The 4,656-nt window shown below is 75.2% G+C and carries 5 protein-coding genes; all 5 read left to right on the top strand.

Translation table 11 applies throughout. The features are described 5' to 3' along the window. On the top strand, window positions 1–633 hold a 633-nt coding region (locus tag ACLBYE_RS29730), incomplete at its 5' end, for a M23 family metallopeptidase (RefSeq protein WP_447696910.1). Window positions 634–790: 157 nt separating this feature from the next. Beyond that, on the top strand, window positions 791–1,354 hold the full coding sequence (locus tag ACLBYE_RS29725; protein WP_447696909.1) for a Uma2 family endonuclease: 564 nt from the start codon (window positions 791–793) through the stop codon (window positions 1,352–1,354). Between the two features lie 47 nt (window positions 1,355–1,401). Then, the gene (locus tag ACLBYE_RS29720; protein WP_020096438.1) at window positions 1,402–1,743 is read left to right on the top strand and encodes a hypothetical protein; all 342 of its coding nucleotides are present in this window, start codon (window positions 1,402–1,404) and stop codon (window positions 1,741–1,743) included. Window positions 1,744–1,862: 119 nt separating this feature from the next. After that, a complete protein-coding gene (locus ACLBYE_RS29715) occupies window positions 1,863–2,714 on the top strand; it encodes a DUF1206 domain-containing protein (protein ID WP_273563545.1) in 852 nt (283 codons plus the stop codon). 86 nt (window positions 2,715–2,800) lie between these two features. Next, the coding region (locus ACLBYE_RS29710; RefSeq protein ID WP_447696908.1) for an SDR family NAD(P)-dependent oxidoreductase at window positions 2,801–4,656 on the top strand (1,856 nt) is incomplete at its 3' end.

Raw genomic sequence — 4,656 nt, 5'->3', positions numbered from 1 at the left:
CGCGGCCTGATCGGCCGCACCGGTCTCGACCCCGACCGCCTCGATCCCGACCGCACCGGCGCGGCCGCGCCGGCCGCCGGGCTGGGCGGACCGTTCGTGCCCCTCGACGGCCGCGCCCTGGACGGCAGCGGCTTCGCGGAGGGCCTCGCCCTGGCCCGCCGCACGCTCGACGACGGCGAGCGCCTGCGCCGGCTCGCCGCCACCCTGCCCCTGGCACGCCCGATCCGGGGGGGCGCGACCGTGTCGAGCCCGTTCGGCACGCGCCTCGACCCCTTCACCCGCGGCCTCGCTCTCCATACCGGGCTGGACCTGAAGGCGGAGTACGGCGAGCCCGCCCGCGCCACCGCGCCGGGCCGGGTGATCGCCGCCGAGGCCGCCGGCGGCTACGGCAACATGGTCGAGATCGACCACGGCCACGGCGTCACCACGCGGTTCGGCCACCTCGCCCGCATCGCGGTCCGCCCCGGGCAGCGCGTGGTCGCGGGCGACGCGGTCGGCGCCGTCGGCTCCACGGGGCGCTCCACCGGGGCACATCTCCACTACGAGACCCGCATCGACGGCGAGCCGGTCGATCCGCAGCGCTTCCTGGAGGCCGGCGCCACCGTCGCGGCGGCCGGGCTCGGCGCCGACTGAGTCCGTCCCTGCGCCGGTCGCCCTGTGCCGGCCTCCGAGTCCCCGAGGGAGGCCGGCCTGGCATCGGCCGTGACGCCCGCGCGGGGATGGCCTTCCTGGCGGACCTGTTGCGGGCGGCCGGCCCGGTGCTACGATCCGGCCGAGGTGGGGATCGGCGATGGCTCTGGCCGCGAAGCGCGACGCGCGGATGGATGTGTCCGAGTTCAGGCTCTGGGTGGAGGGCCGGCCCGCGCACGAGCGCTGGGAGCTGCTCGACGGCGAGCCGGTGCTCATGGCGCCGCCGCGGGAGCGGCATCAGGCAATCGTCGCGAACCTGATCCGCCGAATCGGCGACTTCGCGGATGGCAAGGGCTGCCGCGCCATGCCGGGTCTGGCGATCCTCAGCGCCGCGATGGACGATTTCGCCCCGATCCCCGACGTGGTGGTGCGGTGCGGGCCGCCGCTGCCGGAGGGCTACGCCGCCGACCCGCTCCTCGTCGCCGAGGTGCTCTCGCCCTCGACCATGAGTCTCGACCGCGGCCGGAAGATCGACTTCTACCGGACCGTGCCGAGCCTCGCGGTGCTCCTGATCGTCTATTCCGACGAGGCGCGGGTCGAGGTCTGGCGGCGCGCGGGCGACGACTGGAGCGTCGCGGCCCTCGGGCTCGACGGCACCGTGTCGCTGCCGGAGCTCGACGGCGCCGTGCCGGTGCGCGACCTCTACCGCGGTCTCGCCTTCTGAGCGGCCGCACCCCACCTGATCGAACGGCGAAGCATCAAGGCACCGACTTGCCCCATTTCGAAGATTTCTACGCGGCCAAGCTGCGCGGCTCCCTCGGCGTGACCGACGCCGAGTCGGTGCTCGACCTGCGCGGCACCAACCGGGCGACCGCCGAGGCCTCGCTCAAGGACATGCTGGAGCGCAGCCGCTTCGCCAAGGGCAAGACCGTGGCGATCCGGCTCGATCCGCCCCCGGAGGGCGGCGGCGAGACCCTGTTCCAGCCGGCCGGGCGCCTGCTCCTCGACGCGAAGCGCCGCGGCCTGATCGAGCGCCTGCAGACCCTGCCGGCCCAGGACGGCCTCGGCTTCTACGTGGCGCTCACCGGCCGGGCCGACCGGACGCCCATGTAGGGCGGCCCGGAGGTTATGCCGGCAACGGATCGGGTGCGCGCCGCCGGGCGTTGAACGCTCCCGCCCCACAGGATGCCGCCCGTGCCCGACGCCCGATTCCCCGAAGCCGGGTCCCGCCGATGAGGACCCTTCCCGGCGGCCGCAACGCGATCGAGCGCATCGCCCGCTTCGGCTACGGCGCCCGCGGCGTGGTCTACATCGTGGTCGGCGCCCTGGCCCTGCTGGCGGCCCTGGGGCATGGCGGCCGGGCCGGCGACAGCAAGGACGCGCTCCGCGCCGTCATGGCCGGGCCGTTCGGTGCGGCCGTCGTCGGCCTGATCGCCCTCGGCCTCGCCGGCTTCGCCCTCTGGCGCCTCGTCGAGGGCATCACCGATGCCGACCGGCGGGGCACCTCCGCCAAGGGCCTCGCGGTGCGCGGCGCCCACCTGATCAGCGCCGGGCTCTATCTCGGTCTCGCCGCCAGCGCGGCCTCGCTCAGCCTCGGCCTGGGCATGAGCGGCGGCGACGGCGTGCATGACGGCACCGCGTGGCTCCTGAGCAAGCCCTTCGGCCGCTGGCTCGTGGCCCTCGTCGGCCTCGCGATCGTGGCGGGCGGCTTCGGCTTCCTCGGCAAGGCGTGGCGCGGGGACGTCACCGACCGGCTCGCCCTCGACGCCCGGGCCCGGGACCGCTGGGCCGGCCCGATCGGCCGCTTCGGCTACGCGGCGCGGGGCCTCGCCTTCCTGATCATCGGCGGCTTCCTCGTGGCCGCGGCGTGGCACCAGCGCTCCTCGGATGCCAAGGGTCTGGCCGAGGCCTTCGCGCTGCTGCGCGCACAACCCTACGGCTGGATCCTCCTGGGACTCGTGGCGGCCGGCCACGCCGCCTTCGGGGCCTTCGGGCTGATCCAGGCCCGCTACCGGCACATCGACGCCCCCGACATCGACCGGGTGGACGACGCGGCCGGTGCGGCGGCCCGGGCGCTGGGCTGAGGCTGGCGCCGCCTCCGGCCCCGGACGGGCCGCGTTGACAGGGCCGGTGCCGCGGCGGATACCCCCGGCATCCCATCCGGCTCCCGATGCAGCAGCGCCTCTACAAGACCGCGGTGATGGTGACCCACGACCTCGCGGCGACCGCTGCCGCCGTGGTGCTCACCTTCCTGTTCCGCTTCCAGGGCGGCATGCTGGCCGAGCGTCTGCACGCCCTGCCCCTGCTGCTGCCGCCGTTCCTCGTCCTCGCCGGCCTCGTCTACGGCCGCTTCCGGCTCTACCGGACCAAGTGGCGCTTCGCCTCGCTGCAGGACCTCGCCGGCATCGTCCGGGCGGCCAGCGTCCTGGCCCTGGCGCTCCTGGTGATCGACTGGGTGCTGGTCTCGTCCGACCTCTACGGCTTCTACTTCTTCGGCAAGATCGCGATCCTGCTCTACTGGGTGCTGCAGATCTTCTTCCTGGGCGGCACGCGTCTGGCGTTCCGCTACCTCAAGGACACCCGCTCCCGGCAGTCGAGCGCGCGGGCCGCCACCGTCCCGACCCTGCTCCTCGGGCGCGGCGCCGACATGGACGTGCTGATCCGGGCGATCGAGGCGGGCTCGGTGCGCAAGCTCGCGCCGCGGGGAATCCTGTCGCCCCGGGCGGACGAGCGCGGCCAGTTCATGCGCGGCGTGCCGGTGCTCGGCGGCTTCCCGGATCTGGAGCGCGTGGTCGCCGACCTCGCCGCCCGCGGCGAGCCGGTGCGGCGGCTCGTGGCCGCCCCGAGCGCCCTCGTGCCGGAGGCGGCGCCGGACGACCTGATCGCCCGCGCCCGGCGCCTCGGCCTGCCCCTCGCCCGGGTCGTCGGCCTCGGCGAGGGCGTGCAGGGTCCGGAACTGGCGCCGCTGGAGATCGAGGACCTGCTGCTGCGGCCGACCGTCGCCATCGACCGGCCGCGCCTGGAGGCGTTCCTCGCCGGCCGCCGGGTCGTGGTGACCGGCGGCGGCGGGTCGATCGGCTCGGAGATCTGCCTGCGGGCCGTGGCCTTCGGGGCCGCCGCGGTGCTGGTGCTCGAATCCTCCGAGCCGGCGCTCCACGGCATCCTCAGCCACCCCGCGATCCTGGCCGCCGAGACCGCCGTGACGGGGGTGCTGGCCGATATCCGCGACCGGGAGCGGACGCACGCGGTGATCGCGGCGTTCCGGCCCGACTACGTGCTCCACGCCGCCGCGCTGAAGCAGGTGCCCTACCTGGAGCGGGACTGGCAGGAAGGCATCAAGACCAACGTGTTCGGCTCGATCAACGTCGCCGAGGCGGCGGTGGCGGCGGGCGCGCGGGCGCTCGTGATGATCTCCACCGACAAGGCGATCGAGCCGGTCTCGCAGCTCGGCGTCACCAAGCGCTTCGCCGAGATGGTCGCCCAGGCCCTCGACGCCGCGCAATCGGCGCGGCCGGACCACCCGACCCGGCTGATCGCGGTGCGCTTCGGCAACGTGCTGGGCTCCGTGGGCTCTGTGGTGCCGGTCTTCAAGGCGCAGATCGCCCGGGGCGGCCCGGTCACCGTCACCCACCCGGACATGGTCCGCTACTTCATGACCGTGCGCGAGGCCTGCGACCTCGTGCTGACGGCCGCCTCGCACGCCGACGGCGAGGCCCGGGCGGGCGCGGAGCGCGCCGCGGTCTACGTGCTCAAGATGGGGCAGCCGGTGCGGATCGCCGACCTCGCCGAGCGGATGATCCGGCTGGCCGGCTTCGAGCCCGGCACCGAGATCGAGATCGCCTATACCGGCGCCCGGCCCGGCGAGCGGCTCAACGAGATCCTGTTCGCCCGCGAGGAGCCCCGGATCGCCCTGCCGGGCATCGACGGGGTGATGGCGGCGCGGCCGGTCTTCGCCGACCGGGACCGGCTCGACGCCTGGGTGGCGCGGCTGCGCGACGCCGTGGCGGCCGGCGACCCGGGGGGCGC

This window comes from Methylobacterium sp. A52T, assembly GCF_053346095.1.
Note: the sequence above shows the minus strand (reverse complement) of the source record. Positions and strands in the feature narration are given on the sequence as shown.